This window comes from Allobosea sp. GW821-FHT12C12 (assembly GCF_058807355.1).
On the sequence record NZ_JBXAQP010000002.1, the window covers coordinates 238,764 to 263,216 of the forward strand.

The 24,453-nt window shown below is 63.4% G+C and carries 23 protein-coding genes; 12 read left to right on the forward strand and 11 right to left on the reverse strand.

Annotated elements, in window-relative coordinates:
- Position 1: 1 nt before the first annotated feature.
- From AC1RRW_RS04115 to AC1RRW_RS04135, 5 genes are all read right to left on the reverse strand, one after another.
- Complete coding sequence (locus AC1RRW_RS04115; RefSeq protein WP_492899256.1) at positions 2 to 1,276, reverse strand: ABC transporter substrate-binding protein; 1,275 nt, start codon at positions 1,274 to 1,276, stop codon at positions 2 to 4.
- 80 nt (positions 1,277 to 1,356) lie between these two features.
- The gene (locus tag AC1RRW_RS04120) at positions 1,357 to 2,205 is read right to left on the reverse strand and encodes a carbohydrate ABC transporter permease (RefSeq protein ID WP_492899257.1); all 849 of its coding nucleotides are present in this window, start codon (positions 2,203 to 2,205) and stop codon (positions 1,357 to 1,359) included.
- 10 nt (positions 2,206 to 2,215) lie between these two features.
- Positions 2,216 to 3,154, reverse strand: coding sequence for a carbohydrate ABC transporter permease (locus tag AC1RRW_RS04125; RefSeq protein ID WP_492899258.1), 939 nt, complete (start codon positions 3,152 to 3,154; stop codon positions 2,216 to 2,218).
- A gap of 62 nt (positions 3,155 to 3,216) precedes the next feature.
- Positions 3,217 to 4,269: an ABC transporter ATP-binding protein gene (locus AC1RRW_RS04130; RefSeq protein ID WP_492899259.1), complete on the reverse strand. Its 1,053-nt coding sequence runs from the start codon at positions 4,267 to 4,269 to the stop codon at positions 3,217 to 3,219.
- Positions 4,270 to 4,420: 151 nt separating this feature from the next.
- A complete protein-coding gene (locus AC1RRW_RS04135; RefSeq protein ID WP_492899260.1) occupies positions 4,421 to 5,272 on the reverse strand; it encodes an IclR family transcriptional regulator in 852 nt (283 codons plus the stop codon).
- A 68-nt stretch (positions 5,273 to 5,340) separates the two neighbouring features.
- Between AC1RRW_RS04135 and AC1RRW_RS04140 the strand changes: the two genes are divergently transcribed.
- From AC1RRW_RS04140 to AC1RRW_RS04165, 6 genes are all read left to right on the forward strand, one after another.
- Positions 5,341 to 6,102, forward strand: a complete 762-nt coding sequence (locus tag AC1RRW_RS04140) for an SDR family NAD(P)-dependent oxidoreductase (protein ID WP_492899261.1) — start codon at positions 5,341 to 5,343, stop codon at positions 6,100 to 6,102.
- A gap of 34 nt (positions 6,103 to 6,136) precedes the next feature.
- Entirely contained in the window at positions 6,137 to 7,144 is a 1,008-nt protein-coding gene (locus tag AC1RRW_RS04145) for a Gfo/Idh/MocA family protein (protein WP_492899262.1), read from the forward strand.
- A gap of 104 nt (positions 7,145 to 7,248) precedes the next feature.
- Complete coding sequence (locus AC1RRW_RS04150; RefSeq protein ID WP_492899263.1) at positions 7,249 to 7,923, forward strand: hypothetical protein; 675 nt, start codon at positions 7,249 to 7,251, stop codon at positions 7,921 to 7,923.
- A 90-nt stretch (positions 7,924 to 8,013) separates the two neighbouring features.
- A complete protein-coding gene (locus AC1RRW_RS04155) occupies positions 8,014 to 9,531 on the forward strand; it encodes a UxaA family hydrolase (protein ID WP_492899264.1) in 1,518 nt (505 codons plus the stop codon).
- A 69-nt stretch (positions 9,532 to 9,600) separates the two neighbouring features.
- Positions 9,601 to 10,401: an SDR family NAD(P)-dependent oxidoreductase gene (locus AC1RRW_RS04160; protein WP_492899265.1), complete on the forward strand. Its 801-nt coding sequence runs from the start codon at positions 9,601 to 9,603 to the stop codon at positions 10,399 to 10,401.
- A 55-nt stretch (positions 10,402 to 10,456) separates the two neighbouring features.
- The gene (locus AC1RRW_RS04165; protein WP_492899266.1) at positions 10,457 to 11,263 is read left to right on the forward strand and encodes a sugar phosphate isomerase/epimerase family protein; all 807 of its coding nucleotides are present in this window, start codon (positions 10,457 to 10,459) and stop codon (positions 11,261 to 11,263) included.
- A gap of 786 nt (positions 11,264 to 12,049) precedes the next feature.
- Here AC1RRW_RS04165 and pyk read toward each other — a convergent pair.
- Genes pyk through AC1RRW_RS04195 form a run of 6 tightly spaced genes read right to left on the reverse strand, consistent with a single transcriptional unit; the run spans position 12,050 to position 17,681 of the window.
- Positions 12,050 to 13,477 (reverse strand): pyruvate kinase, encoded by a 1,428-nt coding sequence (gene pyk, locus AC1RRW_RS04170; protein WP_492899267.1) that lies wholly within the window; start codon positions 13,475 to 13,477, stop codon positions 12,050 to 12,052.
- Between the two features lie 10 nt (positions 13,478 to 13,487).
- Positions 13,488 to 13,868 carry a methylglyoxal synthase gene (locus AC1RRW_RS04175; protein ID WP_492899268.1) on the reverse strand — a complete coding sequence of 127 codons (381 nt, stop codon included), beginning with the start codon at positions 13,866 to 13,868 and terminating at the stop codon, positions 13,488 to 13,490.
- Positions 13,869 to 13,871: 3 nt separating this feature from the next.
- Positions 13,872 to 14,504: a 3-oxo-tetronate 4-phosphate decarboxylase gene (otnC, locus tag AC1RRW_RS04180; protein WP_492899269.1), complete on the reverse strand. Its 633-nt coding sequence runs from the start codon at positions 14,502 to 14,504 to the stop codon at positions 13,872 to 13,874.
- Positions 14,501 to 15,775: a 3-oxo-tetronate kinase gene (otnK, locus tag AC1RRW_RS04185; protein WP_492899270.1), complete on the reverse strand. Its 1,275-nt coding sequence runs from the start codon at positions 15,773 to 15,775 to the stop codon at positions 14,501 to 14,503. The genes otnC and otnK overlap by 4 nt, the downstream gene beginning before the upstream one ends.
- Before the next feature lie 45 nt (positions 15,776 to 15,820).
- Positions 15,821 to 16,555, reverse strand: coding sequence for a transporter substrate-binding domain-containing protein (locus AC1RRW_RS04190; protein ID WP_492899271.1), 735 nt, complete (start codon positions 16,553 to 16,555; stop codon positions 15,821 to 15,823).
- Between the two features lie 49 nt (positions 16,556 to 16,604).
- Positions 16,605 to 17,681 (reverse strand): isocitrate/isopropylmalate dehydrogenase family protein, encoded by a 1,077-nt coding sequence (locus AC1RRW_RS04195; RefSeq protein ID WP_492899272.1) that lies wholly within the window; start codon positions 17,679 to 17,681, stop codon positions 16,605 to 16,607.
- A 139-nt stretch (positions 17,682 to 17,820) separates the two neighbouring features.
- Between AC1RRW_RS04195 and AC1RRW_RS04200 the strand changes: the two genes are divergently transcribed.
- The 6 genes from AC1RRW_RS04200 (at position 17,821) to AC1RRW_RS04225 (ending at position 24,452) form a co-directional block, all read left to right on the forward strand.
- Positions 17,821 to 18,720, forward strand: coding sequence for a GntR family transcriptional regulator (locus tag AC1RRW_RS04200; RefSeq protein ID WP_492899273.1), 900 nt, complete (start codon positions 17,821 to 17,823; stop codon positions 18,718 to 18,720).
- 150 nt (positions 18,721 to 18,870) lie between these two features.
- A complete protein-coding gene (locus AC1RRW_RS04205; protein ID WP_492899274.1) occupies positions 18,871 to 19,974 on the forward strand; it encodes an ABC transporter substrate-binding protein in 1,104 nt (367 codons plus the stop codon).
- Between the two features lie 26 nt (positions 19,975 to 20,000).
- Positions 20,001 to 21,686, forward strand: a complete 1,686-nt coding sequence (locus tag AC1RRW_RS04210) for an ABC transporter permease (protein ID WP_492899275.1) — start codon at positions 20,001 to 20,003, stop codon at positions 21,684 to 21,686.
- Entirely contained in the window at positions 21,679 to 22,746 is a 1,068-nt protein-coding gene (locus AC1RRW_RS04215; RefSeq protein ID WP_492899276.1) for an ABC transporter ATP-binding protein, read from the forward strand. Before AC1RRW_RS04210 ends, AC1RRW_RS04215 begins: the two co-directional genes overlap by 8 nt.
- Before the next feature lie 10 nt (positions 22,747 to 22,756).
- Positions 22,757 to 23,419: an aspartate/glutamate racemase family protein gene (locus AC1RRW_RS04220; RefSeq protein ID WP_492899277.1), complete on the forward strand. Its 663-nt coding sequence runs from the start codon at positions 22,757 to 22,759 to the stop codon at positions 23,417 to 23,419.
- Positions 23,420 to 23,462: 43 nt separating this feature from the next.
- A complete protein-coding gene (locus tag AC1RRW_RS04225; RefSeq protein ID WP_492899278.1) occupies positions 23,463 to 24,452 on the forward strand; it encodes a Bug family tripartite tricarboxylate transporter substrate binding protein in 990 nt (329 codons plus the stop codon).
- Position 24,453 lies beyond the last annotated feature (1 nt).

A 24,453-nucleotide genomic window follows, 5' to 3' on the forward strand; every position in this document is an offset into this window, starting at 1 on the left:
GTTACTGCGCCTTGGTCAGGGCCTCATCGTAGCGCTTGACGACCTCGGCATAGGCGTTCTCAGGCGTCTCGTCGCGCAGCACCATCCGCTGGAACGCCTCGCCGAGAATGGTGTGGAAGGTCGACAGGATCGGCGAGTAGGCGACCGCGCGGCCGCGCTGGCTCACCAGATCGGCCCACTGCTTCTGGTTCCTGCCCACATCGCTCTGGAGATAAGGCGTATTGTAGGCCGACTTCCGGGACACCACTTCGCCGCCTTCTGCCGCGATCGCCTGCGCCTCGGGCGAAATTACGAACTTCATGAAGGTCCAGGCTGCATCCTGCTTCTTCGACTGCTTGTTCAGTGCGATGGTGTAGCTGTAGACGGTCTGCTTGTCGGCCTCGCTGTATGATGGCGCAGGCGCCCAGCCGAGATCCTCGCCCGCGCCCTGCGCCTGGAGAGTCTTGAAGCGATAGAGACCGAAGTTCGTCATCCCGATCGTGCCGGATCGGAGCCCGTCATGGACCTCGTTGATCCCCATTTGGGCGCTGCGGAGCGACGTGACCTTGCACTTCGTGAAGAGATCCTTGATCGTCAGGCCAGCTCGGATGAAGTTTTCCTTCGAGAAGGCGATCTTCCCATCGGGCGCGAAGTACCGGCCGTCGGAGCCGACCAGCATCGTGCTCAGAAAGAATTCTGCAAGGCTCTGGGCACCGCCGATGCCGCCGGTGGCACCAAGCGGAACGGCAAACCCATTGACGTTCGGCTGCTTGAACTTCGCGCCCGCGGCGCAGACCTCGTCCCAGGTCTTGGGCGGCGTCACGCCTGCTTCCTGAATGGCGCCCTTGCGATAGGTCAGGATCGGAATGCGGAAATCCTGCGGAAGGGCGTAGAGCTTGCCGTCGATCTGGCCTGTCGAGAGCGGCAGGAGCCAGTCGTCCTCAGGAATGCCGTCCTTCTTCACCAGGTCGTCGAGCGGAACAAGATTGCCGGTTGCCGCGTACTCGGGAAGACCGAAGCTCACTACACGGATGACGTCGGGCGTTTCACTGCGGGTCTTTACTGCCCTCGTCACGGTCGCGCCCGTCGGATCGACGAGAAGCTTGATCTTGATGCTTGGATTCTTGCTCTCGAACTCCTGGATCATCTTCGTCTGGGCTGCCGCCCGAGGATCGTTAGCGTTGTTGGGATCGAGGAAGGTCGAGTAGACGATTTCCGTCGCCTGAGCGCTCGCACGGTCGATCAATGCGGCCGACACGCCGGTGAAGACGGTTAATACTGCCGCTGCCTTGATCATTGCGCGTCTTGATGTAGCAGTCATCTGTGTTTCCCCTCTCGCTTTTTGTCTTGCATGCAGATCGAAGGCTGGTATTGCGGTCAGCCCTTTACCGCTCCTGCCGTAAGGCCGGAGATGAACCACTTTTGTACGAGACCGAACATGAGGATGACTGGCATCGAGGCGATGACGACGAAGGCCATCATGTACGACCACGAGATGCCAACCGCGTCGAAGACTTGGTTGACGAGCGCGACCTGCAGCGTCCGTTTGGCGACATCCGGAGCGAAGACCGCGACGGTGATGTAGTCGTTCCAGGTCGTGACGATCCCGATCGTCGCGACGGCTGCGATGCCAGGCCGGATCAGGGGCAAAATGAGATTCCAGATGATCTCGAAGCGGTTCGCACCGTCCATGAAGGCCGATTCCTCGATCTCGACGGGAACGGCCTCGACGAAGTTGGCGATGAACCAGACGGTCTGCGGGATGATCCGCGCCGACAGGATGATCGTCACGACGATGCCGCTGTTGAGCAGCCCGATCGTGTCGAGCAGGTAATAGGTGGGAACCAGGAGCGCGACGCCCGGCACCATCGAGGTTGCCAGGATGACGAGCATCAAGGCGCGCTTGCCCTTGAAGGTGAAGCGCGCGGCCGCATAGCCGGCCGGTATCCCGACGAGCAATGCGAGGACCACGGCACCGACGGCATAGAGCACCGAGTTCAAAAAATCGCGGGCGAAAGACTGGTCCCGGAAAACCTTGAGGTAGTTTTCGATCGTCGCCTTGTTGGGCCAGAGCGTCGGCGGGACGGCCACCGCCTCAACCTCCGTCTTGAACGAGGTCGCCAGCGCCCAGGCGACGGGCCCGAGGACGATGACCGCGAAGAAGAGCGACATCAGGATCGCGGGGGCACGGTTGGTGGGGCGACCGGAGGATATAGCGGCACTCATCTGCGAAATCCTATCCGGTGACGCGGCCGGTCAGCCGGGTGTAGACCACCCCGAGGCCGACATTGATCAGCAGGACGACGATTGAGACCACCGCGGTGGGGCCGATGTTGACGGCCTGAACGGTTCCGCGGAACGCCTCGAAGCTCAGTGTCGTGGTGGATCCGAGCGGTCCGCCGCCGGTCATGACGATGATCAGCGTCATCAGGGTCAGATACATGATCGACAAGGTGAGCGCGGTGCTGCCCAGCGTCGGCAGGATCTGCGTCAGCGTGACATACCGAAACTTCACCAGCGCGCCGCCGCCATCGATCTCCACCGCTTCGTAAAGCTCTTTGGGGATCGACTGCATGGCGGCGGTCGCCATGACCATGACATAGGGGAAGGACCACCATGCAGTGACGATGATGATCAGCGGCAATGCCAGGCCCGGATCGCCCAGCATCAGGCCGGGATCGATGCCAGTCAGCTGCATCAGATATGGAATGGGTCCAAAGGATGGGTTGAGCAGCCACAGCCAGATGCTGCCGACGACCGACATCGACAGCGTCCAGGGGAACAGGATGAATACGCGCAGGACCGTCCCGGTCGACCCGGCATTGTTCAGCACGAGTGCGGCGGCCATACCCAGGATCACCGCGCCCGCAAGCGACCCCGCGACATAGCCCAAGGAGACATAGACCGTGTTCCAGAAGGCCGGGGAGCTGAAGACTTCGACGTAATTTGCCAGACCAACGAAGCCCGTCAGATCGTAATATCTCGTCTTCTGAAAGCTCAACCAGCCGACAAAAACCGTCGGATAGAGCGTCACCAGAAACAGTATCAGGATCGCCGGCGCAAACCAGAAAAACGGCGCCCATGAGATGCGCGCCGGGCTGCGCGTCTCGGGCGTTCCGCCCAGGACGCCGGCTCTGGAGGTGTCGACCACCGACTGTGTGCGGCTTGCTGACATGATGTGTCCCGTAAAATCTTCGCGCGGCAGCCGTTGCGGGCGGCAGGCGGATTGCCCGCCGCTCAGGACAGGCGGTTGCCGTCGCCCTCGTCGAACACATGGACGCGTGTGACGTCCGGCCTGACGCGGATCGTCTCGCCGGGATGCGGAAGTTCGGAATCCCGGAAGATGCACACGATGCTCTGCGAACCGTGGCGAGCGATGACCTGCGTCTCGGCCCCCGTCGGCTCGACGACCGCAACCGTCAAAGCCAGGCCGTCGTCGCTCCTGACGAGATGCTCGGGCCTGACGCCGTAGACTGCGCTGCATGAAAGATGCTGCAGCTCGGCCGGCAGTGGCAGGGCTGAGCCGTCGTCCAGCATGAACCGCCCCTTCTCGCAGCGACCCTTCAGGAAGTTCATCGCCGGCGATCCGATAAAGCCCGCGACGAACATGTTGGCTGGGTGATTGTAGAGCTCAAGCGGAGCGCCGATCTGCTCTACCAAGCCATCATGCATCACCACGATCTTGTCGGCCATCGTCATGGCCTCGACCTGGTCGTGGGTGACATAGACGGTTGTGGTCTTGAGACGCTGATGCAGCTCCTTGATCTCGGTGCGCATCTGAACGCGCAACTTGGCGTCGAGATTGGAGAGCGGCTCGTCGAACAGGAAGACCTGTGGGTTTCTGACGATCGCGCGTCCCATCGCCACGCGCTGACGCTGGCCGCCGGAGAGCTCGCGGGGATAGCGATCGAGCAGCTTGGTGAGGCTGAGGATCTCGGCGGCGCGCTTCACGCCCGCATCGCGCTCGTCCCGGGACGCCTTCTTCAGCTTCAGGGAGAAGCCCATGTTCTCGGCCACGGTCATATGCGGATAGAGCGCGTAGTTCTGGAACACCATCGCGATGTCGCGCTCCTTGGGCGGAATGCCGTTCACCGTCCTGCCGCCGATCCGGATCTGCCCGCCCGAAATGTCTTCGAGACCGGCGATCATGCGCAGCAACGTCGATTTTCCGCATCCGGACGGCCCGACCAGCGTGACGAACTCGCCATCGTCGATGTCGACGGTTACGCCGTGAATCACGGGCGCGGTGCCATACGACTTGCGGACGGCCTGCAGCTCTACATTCGCCACTGCTCTCTCCCCTGGCCCATGACGAGCCGCTTTTCTCATTGGCCGGCAACCGGCTGTTAATGGAACGCTATTCCGTTAACCACTGTTTTGTCAATTCCAATGTCGACGGAAAGTGCTCTCCTTCGGTTTGGTCGAAATTTATTGAGACTTGTCAGGCGCTTGCGGTGGCGGCTACTGGCAGTCTCTGCTGCGGCGCAATGCGGTATGGCCAGAGATCAGAAAGCTCCTGCGCAGTCGCCGTGACCCGCTGCGCGACTTCGGGAACGATCATAGGTGAAAAGCGATGGAGGGGGCCGGCAACACTGACCGTTCCGACGACCTGCCCGCCAACACGGATCGCGGCCGCAACTGCAGCGACGCCCGGCTCGGCTTCCTCGATCGCCGCGCCCCAGCCGCGCTCAACAGTCTCGTCCAGCGCAGCTGAGAACGTCGGCTTGGTCGTAATGACCCGGGGTCCGCCGAGATCGGTTCGTCCGAGCCCACTGGCGATGGCTCGCGCCAAAGCTTCATCGCGATCCAGCGTCGCAAGCCAAGCTTTGCCATTTGCCGTCATGTGAAGCGGAACTTTCGCTGCAATTTCTGGCTGGTAAATCAACCCAAACCTCGCACCTTGTGACTGCGCAATCCAAGTTAGACCATCGGAATCGACGATTGCGATCCGGCCAAGACCTTCAGTTTCATTTGCTAATCGATCGAGAATTGGTTGACATATATCAGGAATACGTGTCGCCACCAGGAGCCGCTGGCCCACGATCGCCAGGCGCAAGGACAGGCGATAGAAGCCGCTATCTGCGTCCTGCTCGGCCCACCCCAGTTCGCATAGGGTCGTCAGAAGGCGGTGCGCCGCACTCTTGGGCACCTCCAGACGGCGGCTGATCTCGCCGAGAGGCATGGCGCCAGCGTGTTCGCTTAGCAGGTTGATGAGGTCGAAGCAGCGCTCGACGAGGGATTTGACAAGCCGCATGGCACCACGTAGCAAGAGGTTGCTGGAACGATATTCCAATAGCATAACTCGCCGGTTCTCGCAAACGCGGCGGCCCGATAACCAGCCGGGCGATACTGGGAGTCAACATGCGGTCAGTTCAGCAGGATCTGTCGGGGAAGATCGCCGTGGTCACCGGGGCGGGACGGGGCCTGGGCAAGGCCATAGTCGATGTGCTCGCGGCCCGAGGCGCCCATGTCGTCGTCAACGACCTGACCCTTGAGCCGGCTGAAGAGGCCGCAGCTGCGGTGCGGGCACGAGGTGATAGCGCCAGCGCCATCGCGTTCGATGTGGCCGTCTCGACCCAGGTCAATAACGCATTCGAGACGATCCGGAGAGAGCGCGGCCGCGTGGACATTCTCGTCAACAACGCCGGGATCGGCGACTTTGTCAGCTTTCCGGAGATCAGCCCCGAGAAATGGGACCGGATGCTCGATATTCACCTGAAGGGCTCGTTCAACTGCTGCCAGGCCGTTCTGGCGGGCATGAAGGATCGGGGCTACGGAAAGATCGTCAACATCAGTTCCGTCGCAGGCAAGCGCGGCGATTTCATCGGCAACGCGCATTATACCGCAGCCAAGGCCGGGATCATCGGCCTGACGAAATCTTTGGCGCTCTACGCCGCCCCGTTCGGCATCAACGTCAATGCCGTCGCGCCTGGACTTTTCGCGACAGAGCTCACCGACGGGATGAGCAGCGAGATGAAGGCGACGACCATCTCGCGAATTCCCGCCGGCCGCCTCGGTCGTCCCGAGGAAATCGGTCGGGCGACGGCTTTCCTCGTCTCCGACGACGCCAGCTACATCTTCGGCGAGACCCTGAGCGTCAACGGCGGCTCCTACATGGATTGAGTGGTTCGACACTCCCGCTGTCACGGAGCTTCCCATGAAGATCGCACTATTCGACGTCAGCCACTGGCATTTTCCGCTCTATATCCCGGCGCTGAGCGATCCAGGGATCGAAATCGTCGGCATTTCCGACAGCGAAGCATTTTCGGGTGCGCGCTTCGCACAGCGGCTGAACTACAAGCTCTTCAACTCGAACGAAGCGCTTTTCGATGAGGATTTCGACTTCGCGCTCGTGTTCAGCCGTCATTCCAGAATGGCCGCCTTGGCTGAGCGATTGATCGATCGCGGCATTCCGTTTCTGATCGAGAAGCCTTGCGGTCTCGATCTGAAGGAGGTCCGCCGCATTCGGCAGCTGGCGGAGCAGCGGCGCGTGCACGTCAGCGTCCCCTTCATCAACCGGGTCAGCGACTGGGCTTCACATCTGTCGCCGGCCAAAGGGTTCGCGCCGGAAGGATTTGAGCATCTGTCCTTCAGATTCATCGTTGGCCTGGCTGATCGCTACGAGCGAAACGGAAACGGCTGGATGCTGGACAAGCGGCAGGCAGGCGGCGGCTCCCTCCTGAATGTCGGCATTCACTTTGTCGATCTGATCGCGTCCTTGACGGGCGCTCCAATCACGCATGTTTCGGCGCAGGCACGGACGTTCCGGCCCGACGTCACCGTCGACGAGCAGGCCATCCTGACCTGCCGGAATGCGGCGGGCCAGATCGGCCTGATCGAAACCGGCTACCTCTATCCCTCGACGGCGGAAGACCAGCGCGATTTCGCGTTCTCGATCTCGCACAGCTCAGCCTATGTGCGAGCCTATGCCGATCAGCTCCATGTGAAAGGGCGCGACCAGCAGCCCGGGCGCTCCACCACTGTCGAGTACAACACCGACGAATATTACCCGGTGTTTCTCCGGCGCAGCTGGGCGGATCTGGCCGAAGGCCGAGCGCCAGTCGCAGGTCTGCGAGAGGCGGAACACGCGATCGCCGTGCTCGAGGCGGCATACCGTTCCGCGGCCGACGGCGGCATACCCCAGACGGTCGAACACGCAGCTTAGGTCTCCAACCGCCCAGCGACCAATCACGATGCGACTCCATCGCGTTCCCTGCCCTCTCGGGTCGGACGAATGCAACGGGACAACCAACAAGCGAGGAGCTTTTCATGGCTTTGTCAGGATCGGGCGTTATCGCCATCTGGAACGACATCACCGATGAGGGTCGTGCCAATTTCTACGAATGGCACGACCGCGAGCATATTCCGGAGCGGGTCGGCATTCCGGGCTTTCTGCGCGGCCGCCGTTACATCGCCCTGTCGGGCACGCCGGAGTATTTCACGCTCTATGAGGTCGAGCACAAATCGGTGCTCACTGGCGCGGACTATCTCGCGCGGCTGAACAGCCCGACCGAATGGACCACGCGCTCGGTCCAGCACTTCCGCAACACCTCTCGGTCGCTGTGCGACGTCGAGGTTTCGCTGGGAGCGGGGTCCGGTGGATTCATCGGGACGGTCCGCTTCGATTGCGAGCCCTCTCGGGATCCCGCCATCCTAGAAACGCTGTCGGGGTCCGTCATACCGGATATCACAAAGGCGCCCGCGATCTCGGCTGCGCATATCTGCCGCGCCGACGAGGGCGCCAGCAACCTCAAGACGGCCGAGCAGAAGGGGCGCGCTGCCAACATGGTTCCGCGCTGGGTGCTGCTGGTGGAAGGCGCCACGCGGGAAGCGGTCGAGCATGTCCTGTCGGCCCATCTCAGCCCCGCCACGCTCGATCGACTCGGGGCTCCCGATGCCTTGCAGGGGATCTACCAGCTCCAGTTCGACCTCGTCGGCAGCTGACGAGAGCAGGCTGTCGCTTCGCATGCGCCCGAACCGGTTCGCGAGCCGGCAACGGCAGACGCACAGTTCGACGAACAGGAAACCGGGACGATGCACCACGTCATCAGCCTTCACCCCTCCGACCATGTCGCCATTGCGCGCGTAGCGTTGCCGACCGACACGCCGGTCGGAAACGGTGTCGTCACCTCCGTCCGCATTCCCGCGGGACACAAGGTCGCGACGCGGCCGATCGCACGTGGCGAACAGGTGCGCCGCTATAATCAGGTGATCGGCGTGGCCACAGTCGATATCCCCGCGGGAGAGCACGTCCATGTCCATAACCTGGGCATGGGCGATTTCGCGAAGGACTATGCTTACGGGCGGGACGTCAAGCCGACCGACTATGTCGCAGTGCCGGCCACATTCGAGGGCATCCGCCGGCCGGATGGCCGCGTCGCGACACGCAACTATATCGGCATCCTCACCTCGGTGAACTGCAGCGCCCACGTGGCCGGCCTCGTCGCCGACGCCTTCAAGCGCCATCCGATGATCGGCATCGAGCGCCTGACCGACTATCCGAACGTTGATGGCGTTGTCGCGCTGACGCACAAGACCGGCTGCGGCATGGCGGAGGGAGAACCGCTGAAGCTCTTGCGGCGCACACTCGCCGGTTACGCCCGGCATCCGAACTTCTCCCATATCGTTGTGCTGGGCCTGGGCTGCGAGGTCAACCAGATCGGCGCGATGCTGAAAGAGCACAATCTGAGCGACCGAATCCGCAACATGGATATCCAGGCCATGGGCGGCACTCGCAAGACGGTCGAAGCCGGGATGGATTTCGTGCGGGACGTGCTGGCCGATTCAAACCAGGTGGGCCGCGAGACGGTCCCAGCCAGCGAGCTCAAGATCGCGCTGCAATGCGGTGGCTCCGATGGCTACTCTGGCGTCTCGGCCAACCCGGCTCTCGGAGTGGCGAGCGATCTCGTCGTGCGCAATGGCGGCACGGTTATCCTATCGGAAACGACGGAGACATACGGCGCCGAGCATCTTTTCACCCGCAGGGCCGTCAGCCAGGCGGTTGGCGAGAAGCTCGTCGATCTGATGATTTGGTGGGAGGACTACACCCGCAGGCACGGGGTCGAGATCAACGCGAATCCCTCTCCCGGCAACAAGGCCGGGGGCCTGACGACAATCCTCGAAAAATCGCTCGGCGCCATGGCGAAGGCCGGCAGCACCAACTTGGTGGACGTGATCGGCTACGCCGATCCGGTGACCGCGAAAGGCTTCGTCTTCATGGATACGCCTGGCTTCGACCCCGTCTCGGCGACCGGCCAGGTCGCCGGCGGCGCCAATGTCGTATGCTTTACGACGGGGCGAGGCAGCGTGTTCGGCTGCAAGCCGGCTCCCTCGATTAAGATCGCGACCAACTCGCCTCTCTACGCACGGATGGAGGAGGACATGGACGTCAACTGCGGCGCGATCCTCGACGGCGAGGAGAGCGTCGCGGGAGCCGGACAGAAAATCTTCGACCTCATTCTCCGGACCGCGTCCGGCGAGCGCACGAAGAGCGAAATGTTCGATTCCGGATCGGCCGAGTTCGCGCCCTGGCCGCTAGGCGTCACGGTCTAGGCGCCGCGACGGCAGACCCATGCGGGCAACATCTTCGAAAACAAGCAGATTCTAAAGGAGGAACGATTGATGAGAGCCTTGGTGACCGGCGGAAGCCGCGGGATCGGAGCGGCGGTTTGCGTGCGTATAGCCGAAGCTGCGCTCGCAAGGGGCGAACGGCCCCGCATCGCCGTGTGCGGCCGCGACGCCTCCGACAAGCAGGAAGAGATCGCCGCCAGGGTACGCGAGCTTGGGGGCGAGGCGATTGCTCTCAGCGGAGACATGGGAGACGTGGATGCGCCCGCGAAGCTGGTCGATGCGGCCATTGCGGAGTTTGGGGGCCTCGACGCTCTGGTCGCGAACGCCGGCGTGGCGAAGCCGGGCAAGATCAGCGACCTCTCGCTCGACGATTGGGACGGAATGTTCGCGATCAACCTGCGCGGGCCCTGGCTCGTGGCCAAACATGCCTATCCCCATCTCAAGGCGAGCCGCGGCGCAGCCTGCTTCACCTCGTCGATGTCGGGCCGGGTGCCCCATGCCGGCTCGGGCGCCTATAGCCCGACCAAGGCTGCGTTGGCGATGCTTGCGCGGACGCTGGCGCTCGAATGGGCGCCGGACGGCATCCGCGTCAACGTCGTCTCGCCCGGCATGACTCACACGCCAATGTCCGAGAAGATGTATGCCGATCCGGCGATCAAGGCCGCGCGAGAGAAGCTCATTCCCCTCGCGCGAATCGGCCAGCCGATCGATATCGCCAACGCTATTGAGTTCCTGGTCAGCCCGCTGGCAGGCTACGTGACCGGACAGGATCTGTGCGTCGACGGCGGCTTCAGCAGTTCGATCCTGAGCCACATCCCCGGGCGACCGAGCTCCACGCCCCAGAACGCGTGACGCCGATCGCGACGTCGACGCGTCGCGCATGGGCGATGCCCAGGGAGACCATCCGATGATCATCAATACATTTTCCTACCTTTGGTCGTCGACCGCGATCGACGCCATCGTCGAGCTCAGCGGCCACGGGTTCAGCGTCTTCGAGGTGCCCGTCAGTTCGCCGCATTGCTGGCCGGACGAGATGAATCCGTCCGCACGTGCGACGGCGAAGCGGCGCCTGGAGGACTGCGGCGCCAGTATCAGGTCGCTCAATGCAGGCGGGTACGACATCAATCTGGCGAGCCCGGCCGCGAATATGAGGCGCAAGAGCACGGACCACATCAAGCACGTGATCGAACTGGCTCATGAGTGGGGTACGGTCGACGTCGTGATTTCGCCGGGCACGCGACGCCCGATGATCTCGCCCTCGCTCGAAAAGACGTTCGGCTGGCTCTACGAAAGCCTGGATGTGCTGCTGCCGCAGGCCGAGCAGGCCGGTGTGAGGCTGCTGCTGGAGAACACGCCTTACTGCTTCAGGCCCACTTTCGATGAAATGGCGGGGCTCGTCAGGGACTACGGCAACGCCAATCTGAAGATCGTCTACGACGTGGCCAATGCCGCCTACATCAACGAGGACCCCGTGGCTTGCCTGCTCTCCGGCCATCAAGAAATTGCTCTGGTGCATATTTCAGACACTGGGCTCGATGTGTGGGGTCACGACCCGATCGGCACCGGCGTTATCGATTTCGAAGGTTTGGCGAAGGCGGTCGACCAGACGTGCGGGATCGAGAACGTGGTCCTCGAAATCATTCGGGATCAGCAACCACTGCTGGAGATCCAGAAAGGCATCGCTGAGCTTAAGAACAGGGGATGGAAGCTGTGATGCCCCTGATCGCGCATCGTGCAACTCGCGGACAACGCCTCAGAAACGGCGCGGCTCGGACCAGTTCTAGCCGGACAGTCGGCTGACGCGACAAGAAGGAACTTCTATCACGTGTATGGCTCTCGGACAAACGAACCCATCCCTGACTTTCCGGCTCGGCGCGCGAGCTGTACCCCGCCGAAGGCGTACCGCGCTCGGCACAGCCCGACCCTGCGACAGATGAACGGGAGAACCATTATGAGCGCAGACGCCCAGCGTTCCGGCGGCTCCGATCAAGTGTTACCCGCCGACGGTTACGCGGGCGCCCTTGCCGGTCGGGTCTAGCGCCCGGGGATCGGCCCGTCCGTGGTCGCCATCCGACCGGAAGGCCTATTTGATATCTCGTCCCGCTTTTCCGGCGATGCGTCACCTAGCGGGAATGCCCAATCCGGCCAATGCCCTCAGGACGGCGACGAGTGACAGGATCGGCGGACTCGGTGCGCTACTGGCCAACACGCCCCCTGACGGCCGCTATCCCTCATTCCCTTGGCTACTGAGCGTGATCGATCTCGAGGTCGTCAAGGCCGCCGGCGTGACCTTTGCGGGACTATTGTTATTGCCTTAATTTTATCCCGCACAATTAGTATCACAAATCCGAAATAGGTCAACATAGGCCCCTAGATAAGTTTTCTACAGAAAAGAACGTAACACTAATACAAATTTAGTATTTCCAATACCAAGAACCGGCACCTGTAGAGGTCCGGCGTAGCGGATCCATAGTCGCGTTACTCCGACAGGCTTGGCTAACTAAGTTGGCCTCTGCCGTATGGTGGCAAGCCGGATGTTGTTCGTCCCGCCACTTGCTCCGAATGGTATCCCAGCGACGATAACCGCAACTCCATTGCTGTCGACGAAGCCTTCGGTGGCGCAGGCTTTAATTGCCTGCTCGAGCATGTCGGTCTCATCGACCAGTTCGTCCACCTTCAGGCTGTGCGTCCCCCAGAGCAGCGTCAATTGCCGCGCCACCAGTTCGCTGGGCGTAAGGGCAAGAACCGGTATAATGGGACGGCCGCGAGCGACACGGGTGGCCGTCGTTCCGGTCGCGGTATACGCCACAACGGCGTCGGCGGACAGCGTCTCGGCCAACTGTGCGGCCGCTGCGGCGACGGCGTGCGGAGGCGTCGTTTCAAGATTGGGCTCCGCCGCATGCACCAGGGAGCGGAAGAAGCGGTGCTTCTCTGATTGCCGGATGATGCGATCCATCATCTGCACCGTCTCGACCGGGTATTGTCCCGTCGCCGACTCTGCCGACAGCATGACCGCATCCGCGCCATCGAAAATCGCCGTCGCAACATCCGATGCTTCGGCGCGCGTGGGCGTCGGCGACGAGACCATCGACTCCAGCATCTGTGTCGCGACGATCACCGGTCGACCAGCCTCCCGACAGGCCCTGATCAGCTCCTTTTGCCGACCAGGCACCTCCTCCTGCGGCAACTCCACACCCATGTCGCCGCGCGCGACCATGATGCCGTCCGAGAGGCGAACGATGTCGTCGATCCGCTCGAGCGCGGACGGCTTCTCGATCTTCGAGATCAACCCGGCACGGTCACCGATCAGCGCTTTGGCCTCGATCACGTCCGACGGCGTCTGCACGAAGGAAAGCGCGACCCAGTCGACGCCAAGGTCGAGGCCGAACGCGAGATCCTCGCGGTCCTTACGGGTCAAGGGCGAGACCTTTAGCAGCGTTCCGGGAAGGTTGACGCCCTTGCGGTCCTTGAGGATTCCCCCGACCAGGACTCTCGCTTCGATGCAGCGAGCTTCCAATCCGGTGACCTCGACGCGAATCCGCCCGTCGTCGATCAACAGATGCTGGTTGGGCAGGACAGCTTCGAAGATTTCAGGGTGCGGCAGCGGGATCGCCGTCTGATCTCCCTCGACGCCATCCACCCGAAACCGAATGATATCGCCTTGAGCGACAGCAACACCGCCATTTCGCACCTGGCCGATCCGGATCTTGGGTCCCTGAAGATCCTGGAGAATGCCGATCGGGCGCGCCACCTCGTGCTCCAGCGAGCGGATCGCCGCGAAGACCGCGGCATGATCGGCGTGGGAGCCGTGGCTGAAGTTGAGCCGAAAGGTGTCGACCCCGGCGGCGAACAGCTCCCTCAGGCGATCGGGCGACGAGCTTGCAGGACCGATCGTCGCGACGATCTTGGCATGGCGTGTGCGTCGCATCCTGTCACTTTCACTGGTCGAAAAGGCCGGAACCGGCCAAGGCCGTCGCGGTGCTCGGGCTGAACGCCGCGGGAAGATCGTAGACGAGTACCAGCCTCAGCAGCGCCTTGACGTCCACGTCGTGCGGCTGCGCGGCGAGCGGATCGGGAAAGAACAGCAGCACGTCTAGTTCGCCCTGCGCGATCATCGCGCCGATCTGCTGGTCGCCACCGAGCGGGCCGCTCTTGACGAGACGGATTGCTGCGTCGGGCATCGCGGCGCGAAGCAGGCTACCGGTCGTGGCGGTCGCAACGATGCGATGTCTACCAATCGACCCGGCGTGACGCTCGGCCCAGGCCACGAGATCCGGCTTCTTGCTGTCATGAGCCACCATGCCGATGGTCAGCGTCATGTCTCAGTTACCGAACACGCGCTGGAGCTCTTCGACTTCGGCATCGCCGAGCAGATCGTGGTTGCGCCCGGAGAGCAGCATCAGGAGCTTCGCTGTCTCCTCCAGTTCCTCCGCCGCGTATACCGTGCTCAAGAGATCCTTTCCTGCGACGACCGGACCGTGGTTGGCGAGCAGAACCGCCGCCTTGCGCCCACCTAGGTCCCGGATCATCTCGCCTATCTTCGGATCGCCGGGACGCACGTAAGGCAACCGCCGGACTGTTCCGACGCGCATCACGACGTAGGGCGTCAACGAGGGAACGGCGTCGTCCTCGTCGATGCCGTTCAGGCAGGAAATGGCAGTCGCATAGGTCGAATGGAGATGAACCACGGCTCCGGTGCCGGGTCGCGTCTCGTAGAAGGCCTTGTGAAGAAAAATCTCCTTCGATGGCTTGTCCCCCGAGACATGGCGCCCGTCACGGTCGATCTTGGCGATGCGATCCGCTTCGAGGAAGCCAAGGCAGGAGTTCGTCGGGGTGATCAGGATGCCATCGTCGACAGCGACGCTGATGTTGCCAGAGGACCCGACCGAGTAGCCGCGCTCGAACAGCGAGCGGGAGAACCTCACGAGTTCGGCACGCGTAGCGGCTTCGCTCATCGCACGGTTCCTTCGAGCTTCGCCAGCGCGCGCGCGAAGAAATCGACCTGCCCGAAGTTCCCGGATTTGAGGGCGAGCGCAAGGCGACCATTCTGTGTCGACACGGCGGGCACTCCGGGAGCGATCTCCGGCCCGATGTTCAAGGATTCGACACCCAGCGCCGAAGCCACCGCGCCGGAGGTCTCGCCGCCGGCAACGACCAGGCGCCGGAGCCCTCCGGAAACGAGGGCCGAGGCGGATTCGGCGAACAGGCGATCGATCGCGTGCGCGACGACTTCGGATCCGAAGCGGGCCTGTAAGGCGCGAACGTCTTCGGGAGGCTGCGATGTGCTGACCAGAGGCGCCCTGCCCTCGTTGCGCTCGACGAAGTCGATCACATCCGCCGCGGTGACGCTGCCCTCGACGATTTCGAACACGGGCAATCGGAGCACCGGATGCGCCTTCTCGTGTTCGGCGATCTGCGCGAGCGTCGCCTGCGAACAGCTTCCCGCCAGTATGGCTTCGCGCCCAGAGACCGGACGGAAGGTCCTCTGCGCCGTCTCGACCAGACCGGCGCGATGGAAATTCCGCGGCAGGCCGATCGCAATTCCCGACCCTCCGGTGATGAAGGCTGCTTCAGCGCATGCCTCACCGATGGCGAGCAGGTCCTCATCGGTGAGAGCATCGACGATAACCAGCGTGTCGCCATCGGCAGCGCATTTCGCCAACGCGGCGCGCAGCTCGGCGCCACCTTTCGACACCGTGGTCCAAGGCACGAAACCTACCGGCTGGCGTGACTGTGAGCGCAGCCAGCGACGAATGTCGCTGTCCGTCATTGGCGTGAGCGGATGATGCCGGAGGCTCGACTCGTTGAGCGGCACGTCACCGACGAAGAGATTTCCCATGTAGACGCTGCGACCGGCACCCGGGAAGGCCGGGCACGCGACCACGCCGCGAACCCCGAGCTCCGCGGCGATCGCCTCACCGACGGGACCGATATTGCCTTCGGCCGTCGAGTCGAAGGTCGAGCAGTATTTGAAGACGATCTGACGACAGCCCTGCTGCCGGAGCCAGGCGAGAGCCGCGAGGGATTGCTCCACGGCCTCCCCGGCAGGGATCGACCTGCTCTTGAGTGCGACCACACCCGCCTGGCATTCGGGATCTGCGGGCCGCGACGGTACGCCGAGAAATTGCGTGGTTGCGAGCCCCGGGGTCCCCCCGCCGCCCTTGGCTAGGGTGTTCGCGATGTCGCTCGCGCCGGTGAAGTCGTCCGCGATGACGCCGATCAGCATGTCGCACTCATCCGTAACGTTGCGAAAGGGGATCGGTCGAGGGGCTCAGGCCGCTCGACCCACTTCCCGGGTAGCGATCGTCAAACCAATGACGCCATGCTTCGCGATCAACTCAGCAACGAGGCCGATATCGACTGCTGCCTCCACGAAGGCGCGGAGATAGTCGATAGCGATGCCGGATACTTTGGGCGTTCCGATCGCCTGCATCACGGACATGAAGCGGCCCGTCAGCAGTTTCGACCCAGGCAACCGGGCCTGCTCCTCGATCAGCTTCTGGCGAAGACAGGCCAAGGCATCGAGCTTGCCGTCGATGAACAACCTGTAGGTCTCGTCGAAGCCATTGCCCCAGACCATCTCGGCCTCGTGGACGTTTCGCTCGAGCCAGAGGCCATAGGCGGTACGCGCCGCGGCCGCGATCCGGTGGCCCTTCCGATCGACGTCCGAGACCTCCCGGAGGGTGGATCCCGGCGGCAGCAGATAGGTCGCCTCGATCTCGGCATAAGCCGAGGTGAAGTCGATCACCGCGGCGCGCTGCGGCTCGGCCGCGACCAGCCCGACATCCCACTCATCGCGCTCGGCCGCATCGGCAAGCTTGCCCGGGTTCTCGTACGAGACGTATTCCAGCGGCAGCTCGAGACAAGCGGCCAGGGCCGCCGCCATATCCGGGGACACTCCGGCCGGACCGCCGTCGGGCGTCTGGCTGGAAACGAGCAGGAAGTTCGAGAGGTTGATCCCAGCCCGGAGCTTGCCGTGCCGCGAGAGGGCGGAACGGACCGCCATCGGAGCGGGTCCGAGCTTGGCCTTCAGGCTCTCCACTGCCGAGGACATCTCAGGCGGCTTTCAGGGTCTCGGCGACGAGCTGGCCGAAGCGCTTCGTGCCGGTCTTGCCGCCGAGGTCCGGGGTGCGGGACGCCGGGTCGGTCAGGACCTCGTCGATCGCCTTGTCGATGGCGTGGAAGGCCTGTTCGAACGCCGGGAGACCGCGCTTCTCACCCACCCACTGCAAGAGCATGCCGCAGGACAGGATCATCGAGACCGGATTCGCCTTGTCCTTGTTCTGGATGTCAGGCGCCGAGCCGTGCTGGGCCTGGGCGCAGCAGTGGGTATCGCTCGCCATCATCGAACCCGCCAGGCCGAGGCTTCCGGAGAGCTCGCTGGCCAGATCGGAGATGATGTCGCCGTAGAAGTTGGTCGCGCAGATGACGTCGAAGCGCTCCGGGTTGCGCACCAGATGCGCGGTCGAGGCATCGATCAGCAGGTCATCGAGCTGAACGTCCGGGAACTCCTGAGCCACCTTGCGGACCTCGCGCAGGAACAGCCCGTCGGTCTGGTGGAAGCTGTTGACCTTATGCACGGCGGTGACCTTCTTGCGGCGCTTGGCGGCAAGTTCGAAGGCGCGGCGCGCGATCCGGTTCGAGCAGTGCGCCGTGATCTTGCGGAGCGAGATCGCCATGTCCGGCGAGGGCATGAGCTCCGCCCAGCCGAGATGCATGTTCCGATCGGGGTAGAAGCCTTCGGTGGCCTCGCGCATAATGACGAGGTCCATCGTCTTGCCGGGCTTCATGTTGGATTCGATGAAGGAGCGTGTGCGCGCAGGCCGGACATTGGCATAAAGGTCGAGCCCGATCCGGAAGCCCGCCGAGACGTTACGACCGCCCTTCTCCGGCGCCGGATAGTCGGCGTGGGACTGGGTGCCCAGGATCACCCCGTCGTAATCGGCGCGGGCCTTGTCCAGCACGCTCTCGCGCAGCGTGGTACCGTGCTTCTCGAGGCTCTTGAAGCCGACTTCGTCGTAATCGAAAGCAAGCTCGAGGCCGAACTTGTCACTGGCGACCTCCAGAACCTCGATCGACGCGGCAACGATTTCCGGCCCGATGCCATCGCATGGCAAGACGAGAATCTTCATGATGTTTCCTCAGTTTCCGGCCCAGGCCCTGGAATTGGCTATTGCATCGTATAAAACCAATCATCGGTCAAGATGGCTTTAGCCGATTTGGATCGGTATTAGACTCACACGTCCAACATCACGGTCACACGCCCCGAGCATGGCAAGCAGCCCACTCGCCCTTCGTATCGCCAACGACATCGTCGCCCAGATCGGCATGGGCGAGCTCGAACCCGGCTCACACCTCGCGACGGAGGCCCTGGCTGCGCGTTTCGAAGTCTCGCGCTCGCCTGTTCGGGAAGCGCTGTCGCTTCTGTCAAGCAAAGGGCTGATCGAAAGCCGCCGGAATCGCGGGTTCTTCGTTCTTCCGACACACTCCGGAAACGGCGGGAACGCGATCGAGCCATTGGTTCCGGCCGTCGACGAGCCGTATTACCTTTTTGCAGAGGATTGGCTGCACGACAGGATCAGCGCCGACCAGACAGAGCAGGCAATCCGGGACCGGTACGGCCTTTCGCGCGCTCAGGCCCAGGAACTTCTGCTGAGAGCCGCCAGGGAAGGATGGGCCGAGCCCAAGCCGGGCTACGGCTGGAAGCTGCGCCAGGTTGCCAAGACAGCGGAGGCGTTTGAAGCGATCTACCGGTTTCGCGCCGTGATTGAGCCAGCAGCTCTGCTGGAGCCGACCTTCTGCTTCGACAAGCGCGCCGCCTCGGCCCTCCGGAAAACCCAGGAGCGACTTGCATCCGGTAAGCTCGAAGGCATGGCCCCAGCAGCGATGACCGCCGCTGGCGCCGAGTTTCACGAGACGATCATCCGGATGTCGAATAATCCGATGTTCTTCCAGGCCCTGGAGCGGGCGAACCAGTTGCGCCGCCTGGCGGAGTATCGCCTGAAAGTCGATCCCCGGCGCATCTCGCTGCAAAGCCTCGAGCACCTTCAGATCCTCGACCTCCTTGCCCGCGGCGACAATCTGGAAGCCGCGCATCTGATGCGGCGACACCTGAGCGGCGCCCTTGCATCAAAATCGCCGGTCATTCACCCGCGGCACGAGCCGATCTAGAGCCTCCCCGGACTCATTCGCGATCCTCGATATGCCCCGCATTCCGGGGTCAGACGAACTACATACCAAGTAAGTTGGTTTTAGATATTGCTAAAACCAATCTTGATGCTAAGTTGCCCGGATAACAACAACCATTCGGGAGGCTTCAGCATGATCAATCGTCGCCACTTCGTTCTCGGCTCCGCGGCTGGTGTGAGCGCACTGAGCTTCGGGTTCCCCGCCGGGGCCCAAACGATCCCCGCCGGCTATCCGGCCGACTACAAGGACATCGTCGAGAAGGCGAAAGCCGAAGGCGCGGTGTCGATCTACACGTCGACGGATGATGTGCAGGGGCGCCCGCTGGTCGAGGCCTTCAAGGCCGCCTTCCCCGGCATCCGCGTCGACTACAACGACATCGGCACCAACGGCGCCTATAACCGCGTCATCTCCGAAGCCGCCGCCAAGCAGGTCGGCTCCGACGTCGTCTGGACGTCCGCGATGGATCTCCAGATGGTTCTCGTGCAGCGTGGTCTGGCCGAGGCCTACAAGTCTCCGGAGACCGGGAAGCTCCCGGACTGGGCGAACTTCAACGACACGCTCTACGGCACGACGGCCGAGCCGGTCGGGATTCTCTACAACAAGGCGCAGACGGCATCGCTGAAATTGCCGAAGACGCGCGTCGAGTTGCTCGCCTTCATGAAGGACAACAAGGACGCGCTGAAGGGCAAGCTCGCGACCTTCGATCCCGAGAAGAGCGGGACCGGGTTCCTGTTCTTCAACAACGACGCGAAGACGCGGTCCGACACGTTTGATCTCGTCCGGGCCTTCGGCGCCGCCGACGGCAAGATTTACGGCAGCTCGGGCGCGATGCGCGAGAAGATCGTCTCCGGCGAGCACGTCTTCGCCTTCAACATCATCGCCTCCTACGCGATCGAATGGGCAGCCAAGAACCCGGCACTCGGCTACATCCTGACCTCGGACTACACGGCAGCCTTCTCGCGCGTGGCGAATATCTCGAAGGGCGCTCCCCATCCCAACGCGGCCCGCGTCTTCCTTGACTTCCTTCTCTCGTCCGCCGGGCAGTCCGCGCTGGCGGCCAACGGGGCTCCGTCGATCCGCACCGACGTCACTAGCGGCCTCAACCTCGCCAAGCTCAACGAGATGGCGAACGGCAATCTGAAGCCGATCCCGATCACGACCACTTTGCTGGAGGCCACGGAGCCGAAGAACCGCGCTGAGTTCTTCCGCCGCTGGAAGGAGGCGCTGCGCGGCTGAGCCGCGCAGTTCCCGGAGCCACCATCATGTCTCTCGCAGTTCAAGCACCTCGCTACAGGGCCACCGTCATCCTGGCCCTGTTCGCGATGGTCGCGGCTCCGGCCGTCCTGATCATCTACCAGAGCTTCCTGAATGCGCCGTTCTTCGACGAAGCCGCCCGGCCGAGTTTCGAAGCCTACGAGTTCATCCTCACCGATCCCGAGTTCTACCGGGCGCTCTGGACGACCACGCTCTACGCCTTCGGCATGGTGCTCGTCGCCGTGCCGCTGGGCGGAATCCTGGCCTTCCTGATCACGCGGACGGATCTGAAGGGGCGCGGCTGGCTCGAGCCTCTCGTGCTCGTGCCGATGTTCCTGTCCTCGATCGTGCTCGCCTTCGGTTACACGGTCGCGATCGGACCGTCCGGCTTCGTCACGATCGCGTTCAAGAGCATCTTCGGATCGGCGCCGTGGAGCATCTACACGCTGCCGGGCATCATCCTGATCGGGGGCTTGAGCCACGTCCCGACTGTCTATCTCTATGTCGCATCGGCAATGCGCCGCTTGCCGAGCGACCTGGAAGAAGCTGCCCGGACCGCGGGCGCAAGCATCTGGCGCGTCTCGCTCGACGTCACCCTGCCGATGGTGCTGCCGGCGCTGGTCTTCAGCGCGGCGCTGAACCTGCTGCTGGGCTTCGAGACCTTCGGTATCCCGCTCGTCCTCGGCGATCCCAACGGCATCCTCGTGCTCACGACCTATATCTACAAGGTCAACACCATCTTCGGTGCGCCGACCTACCAGGTCATGGCTGCGGTCACCGTCTTCCTGATCCTGATCACGCTGCCGCTCGTCTTCATCCAGCGCAGACTGCTGCGCCATGCGCGCCGCTTCGCGGCCGTCGGTGGCAAGGGCGCGCGCACCAACCTGCTCAAGCTCGGTCGAACCGGACAGGTGATCGCGATCTCGATCATCGGCATCTGGCTGATCGTCTCGGTCTTCCTCCCCGTCGGCGGCGTGATCCTGCGTGCCTTCGTCGAGAACTGGGGCGAAGGGATTCGCATCACCGATCAACTCACGCTCGACAACTTCAGGCGCATCTTCGAACTGCCCAGCCTGTCGCGCGGCATCATCAACACGATCCTGCTGGCAGCGGTCGGTGGCGCCGTTGCCGTCGGCTTCTATCTGATGGCGGGCCTTGCAGGTCACCGCAACCACGGCAAGACCGGCACGCTGCTGGATTATTCCGTCCTGATCCCGCGCGCCCTGCCGGGGCTGATCGTCGGCCTCGCTTTCTTCTGGCTGTTCCTGTTCGTGCCGTTCCTCGTGCCGCTGCGCACGACGCTGTTCAGCCTGCTGATCGCTTACATCATCGTCGGCCTGTCCTACGGGCTGCGCATCATCCAGGCGACGCTCTTGCAGGTCGCTCCCGAACTCGAGGAGTCGGCGCGCACCGCCGGCGCCACCACCTTCAGGACCTGGCGCGACGTCGTGATCCCGCTGGTCAGGCCCGGCCTCGCCGGGGCCTGGGCGATGATCATGATCGTCTTCCTTCGGGAGTACGCGACCGGCGTCTACCTGATGAGCTCCGGAACCGAGGTCATCGGCTCGCTGATGGTTTCACTTCTGACCTCCGGCGCGATGGACCAGATCGCCGCGCTCTCCTTCATCTCGATCCTGCTGACCGCGGTCGGGCTCACGCTCGCCCTGCGCCTCGGAGCCAAGATCCATGACTGATCTCGTTGTCGAAAACGTCCAAAAATGGCTGGGTGGCCTTCAAATCCTCTCCGGCGCCAGCTTCACCGCGCAGAAGGGCCGCATCGTCGCGCTGCTGGGCGCCTCGGGCAGCGGCAAGACTACGCTGCTGCGTTGCATCGCAGGCCTCGAACAGCCGGAAATCGGCCGCATCACGATCGGCGGCACGCCGGTTCTGGACGACAAGGCGGGCATCGCCCTGCCTCCCGAACAGCGGAAGATCGGGCTTGTCTTCCAATCCTACGCGCTCTGGCCGCACCGGACCGTCTTCGAGAATGTCGCCTATGGTCTGAAGCTCAGGAAGCTGCCCGAGAGCGAGATCAAGACGAAGGTCGAGGCGATCCTCGACAAGCTCGGGCTTGCCCATCTCGCCGCGCGCTATCCCGACCAGCTCTCGGGCGGCCAGCAGCAGCGCGTCGCGATCTGCCGGGCGCTCGTCTACGAACCCAAGGTCCTGCTGCTCGACGAGCCGCTCTCCAATCTCGATGCCAAACTGCGCGAGGAAGCGCGGTTCTGGATCCGCAAGCTGATCCTCGAGCTCGAGATCTGCGCCATCATGGTGACGCATGATCAGGCCGAGGCGCTCGCCATCGCCGACCAAGTGCTCCTGCTGAAGGGCGGCAGCATCGTGCAGTCCGGTAGCCCGCGCGAGATCTACGGCAAGCCGGAGACGTTCTACGCCGCGGATTTCATGGGCGCGAACAACGTCCTCGCAGGCAAGCTCGTCCGTGACGCCGGCAAGCCCGATGCGATCGACTGCGCCGGGCTGTCCCTCGCCGGCGTCTGGAAGGACAGGGAGCCGCCGGCCGATCCTGCCTCGGTCAAGGCCGTCATCAGGCTGGAGGCCATCTCGGTGACGGCGGATGCGGTTCCCGACAGTGCTCCGTTCGATGTCGAAGGCTGCATCTATCTCGGCGAGAAATGGGAATACCGCCTAAAGCGCGGTGACCTGCGCCTGCGCGCCCAGGGCCATGACGAACTCCCCGGCCCCGTCGCCCACTGCCGGATTCCGGCCTCGGCGACTTGGCTGTTCAACCCGTGACGTTCACTCGATGATAAAGCGCACCCGTATCGCCCTGATCCACGCCACCCCGGTGGCCGTCGATCCGATCGCGCAGTCGTTCCGGGACCTCTGGCCGGAAGCGGAGCCGCTCGGCGTCCTCGACGAAGGGCTGGCCATCGATCGCGCCGCTGCGGGGGCACTGACCGACGAACTCTCGGCTCGCATCGGCGCGCTCGCCACTTACGGAGCCTCGACCGGCGCGAAGGCCATCCTCTTCACCTGCTCCGCCTTCGGTACGGCGATCGAGGCCGCCGCCCGCTCGCTGCGGATCCCGGTGCTGAAGCCGAATGAGGCGATGTTCGAGGAGGCCCTCGGCTTCGGCGACGACATCGGCATGGTCGCGACCTTCGGACCCGCGGTTGCCGGGATGGAGGAGGAGTTCGTTGAGGAAGCGAAGCGGATGAGGCCGACCGCCCGGATCAGAACGCATCTGGCCACTGGGGCGATCGAGGCCCTGCGCGGCGGTGACGCGGAAACGCACAACCGCAGCGTAGCCGAAGGCGCAACCAAACTCGGCGAATGCGACGCCATCCTGCTCGCTCACTTTTCGACATCGAGGGCTTTGGCGGCGTGCAAGGCCACCACCTCCCGTCCCGTCCTCTCATCGCCTGATGCTGCTGTCCGGAAGCTCCGGCGCTTGCTGGAGAACTAAAGAACGAAGCTCGCAAAGCCGAGCCGTAACCAGGGAGGCCTAGATGACGATGAAAACGGCCGGAGCCAAGGCGATCCTCGCGGGTGTCCTGTTGTGCGTAGGAGTGGCGTCTACCAGTGCGCAGACCTTCCCGGAGCGGCCGATCACGATGATCGTCCCGTTCGCGGCCGGCGGCGCCGCCGATGCGACGGGACGTATCCTGGCCGAGGGGATGTCGCGCGCACTCGGCAAGAGCATCGTCGTCGAGAACGTCGGCGGTGCCGGCGGCGCGACGGGGTCGACGCGGGTGAAGAATGCTCAAGCAGACGGCTATACGATCGGGCTTGGCCATACCGGAACGCTTGCTGCCGCCGTCACCGTTACGCCGAAGCTGCCGCACAATCCCAAAACGGATTTCGCCTATCTCGGCGTCGTAGCCTCGACCCCGAACGTCATCTTCGTCCGCAAGGACTTGCCCGTGGCGACGGCGCGGGAGTTCATCGCCCTCGCGCAGCAGAAGAAGTCCGACATCACCTTCGGCCACTCGGGCAACGGCGCGGCCTCGCACATCACCTGCCTGTTCTTCTTCGGATTGATCAAGGTGTCGCCGACCTACGTGCCCTATCGAGGCTTCGGGCAAACGGTCAACGACATCATCAGCAGCAAGATCGATGGTTCCTGCGATCTTGTCGCATCCGTCGCGGGGCAGGCCCAATCGGGGCTCGTCAAGGCACTGGTCGTTGCAACCAAGGAGCGCTCGCCGACCCTGCCCGACGTTCCGACCGCGGTCGAGGCCGGAATTCCGGAGTTCCAGGCGGAGACCTGGACCGGGCTCTTCGTTCCCGCGAACACGCCCGCGCCGATCCGCAGCATCCTGGAAAAGGCCGTGGCCACCGCCCTCAGCGATCCCGAGGTGGGGAAGCGGCTGACCACCATCGGCGCACGCGTGCCGAATGCCGACGAGCGCGGCGGCGCAGCGATGCAGAAACTCGTGAACTCGGAAATCGACCGCTGGGCCGAGATCCTCAACAAGGCGGGTTTCAAGCCCGATTAAT

Coding starts and splice junctions, on each gene's coding strand:
- AC1RRW_RS04145 (WP_492899262.1), top strand. CDS start 6,137: ATGAAGATCGCACTATTCGACGTCAGCCACTGGCATTTTCCGCTCTAT.
- AC1RRW_RS04140 (WP_492899261.1), top strand. CDS start 5,341: ATGCGGTCAGTTCAGCAGGATCTGTCGGGGAAGATCGCCGTGGTCACC.
- AC1RRW_RS04120 (WP_492899257.1), bottom strand. CDS start 2,205: ATGAGTGCCGCTATATCCTCCGGTCGCCCCACCAACCGTGCCCCCGCG.
- AC1RRW_RS04215 (WP_492899276.1), top strand. CDS start 21,679: ATGACTGATCTCGTTGTCGAAAACGTCCAAAAATGGCTGGGTGGCCTT.
- AC1RRW_RS04200 (WP_492899273.1), top strand. CDS start 17,821: ATGGCAAGCAGCCCACTCGCCCTTCGTATCGCCAACGACATCGTCGCC.
- AC1RRW_RS04150 (WP_492899263.1), top strand. CDS start 7,249: ATGGCTTTGTCAGGATCGGGCGTTATCGCCATCTGGAACGACATCACC.
- AC1RRW_RS04195 (WP_492899272.1), bottom strand. CDS start 17,681: ATGAAGATTCTCGTCTTGCCATGCGATGGCATCGGGCCGGAAATCGTT.
- AC1RRW_RS04115 (WP_492899256.1), bottom strand. CDS start 1,276: ATGATCAAGGCAGCGGCAGTATTAACCGTCTTCACCGGCGTGTCGGCC.
- AC1RRW_RS04220 (WP_492899277.1), top strand. CDS start 22,757: ATGATAAAGCGCACCCGTATCGCCCTGATCCACGCCACCCCGGTGGCC.
- otnK (WP_492899270.1), bottom strand. CDS start 15,775: ATGCTGATCGGCGTCATCGCGGACGACTTCACCGGCGCGAGCGACATC.
- AC1RRW_RS04160 (WP_492899265.1), top strand. CDS start 9,601: ATGAGAGCCTTGGTGACCGGCGGAAGCCGCGGGATCGGAGCGGCGGTT.
- AC1RRW_RS04190 (WP_492899271.1), bottom strand. CDS start 16,555: ATGGCGGTCCGTTCCGCCCTCTCGCGGCACGGCAAGCTCCGGGCTGGG.
- AC1RRW_RS04175 (WP_492899268.1), bottom strand. CDS start 13,868: ATGACGCTGACCATCGGCATGGTGGCTCATGACAGCAAGAAGCCGGAT.
- AC1RRW_RS04165 (WP_492899266.1), top strand. CDS start 10,457: ATGATCATCAATACATTTTCCTACCTTTGGTCGTCGACCGCGATCGAC.
- AC1RRW_RS04210 (WP_492899275.1), top strand. CDS start 20,001: ATGTCTCTCGCAGTTCAAGCACCTCGCTACAGGGCCACCGTCATCCTG.
- AC1RRW_RS04155 (WP_492899264.1), top strand. CDS start 8,014: ATGCACCACGTCATCAGCCTTCACCCCTCCGACCATGTCGCCATTGCG.
- AC1RRW_RS04225 (WP_492899278.1), top strand. CDS start 23,463: ATGACGATGAAAACGGCCGGAGCCAAGGCGATCCTCGCGGGTGTCCTG.
- AC1RRW_RS04125 (WP_492899258.1), bottom strand. CDS start 3,154: ATGTCAGCAAGCCGCACACAGTCGGTGGTCGACACCTCCAGAGCCGGC.
- pyk (WP_492899267.1), bottom strand. CDS start 13,477: ATGCGACGCACACGCCATGCCAAGATCGTCGCGACGATCGGTCCTGCA.
- AC1RRW_RS04205 (WP_492899274.1), top strand. CDS start 18,871: ATGATCAATCGTCGCCACTTCGTTCTCGGCTCCGCGGCTGGTGTGAGC.
- otnC (WP_492899269.1), bottom strand. CDS start 14,504: ATGAGCGAAGCCGCTACGCGTGCCGAACTCGTGAGGTTCTCCCGCTCG.